The 684-nt window shown below is 51.6% G+C and carries 1 protein-coding gene; it reads right to left on the reverse strand.

Translation table 11 applies throughout. The features are described from left to right. The coding region (locus tag ACSZPU_RS26140; protein WP_499004530.1) for an IS6 family transposase at positions 1-623 on the reverse strand (623 nt) is incomplete at its 3' end. Positions 624-684 lie beyond the last annotated feature (61 nt).

A 684-nucleotide genomic window follows, 5' to 3' on the forward strand; every position in this document is an offset into this window, starting at 1 on the left:
CGTAACATGTGTATGATTTCGATCCCCGCCAGAATAGCCTGCCCCCGTCGAAAAGATTTGAATCCCGTCATCAGCTTTATCCGCCGTTTGATATTCCGGTGATCCTGCTCAACCAGATTGTTCAGATACTTATTCTGCCTGACCTTAATGCACTCATCGTCCTCCCTGCCAGCATTCAGCTCCGCAAGGGCAGCGGTGTTTGCACCGCTTTTATCAATGGTCACCACTTCAGGTTCACCGTGCTGACGAATGGCCTTACGAAAGAAGCGCAGCGCTGCCGCGGCATCCCGCTTCGCGGTCAGCAGAAAGTCGATTGTCTGACCTCCGGTATCGACGGCCCGGTACAGATATTTCCACTTCCCCCTGACTTTTATGTAAGTTTCATCCATCCGCCACCGGCGTCCTGCAGGGCGTTTATGCCGGCGAAACGCCTTATCCAGCAGTGGCACCAGACGGATAACCCAGCGGTGAAGCGTGGAATGATCAACGACAATCCCCCGCTCAGCCATTATCTCTTCCAGATTTCGCAGACTGAGTGAGTAAGCCAGGTACCAGCGTACACACTGAGCAATAATATCGACGGGATAATGCAGGCGTTTGAAGGCTTTTCGGATCAAAGACATAGGCAGGGAACATCACAAAAAAACTGTATGTTACCTGATGACTTCTTAATGCGACAGAACC

It is taken from the genome of Phytobacter sp. V69 (genome assembly GCF_965644215.1).
Taxonomy (GTDB): Bacteria; Pseudomonadota; Gammaproteobacteria; order Enterobacterales; family Enterobacteriaceae; genus Phytobacter.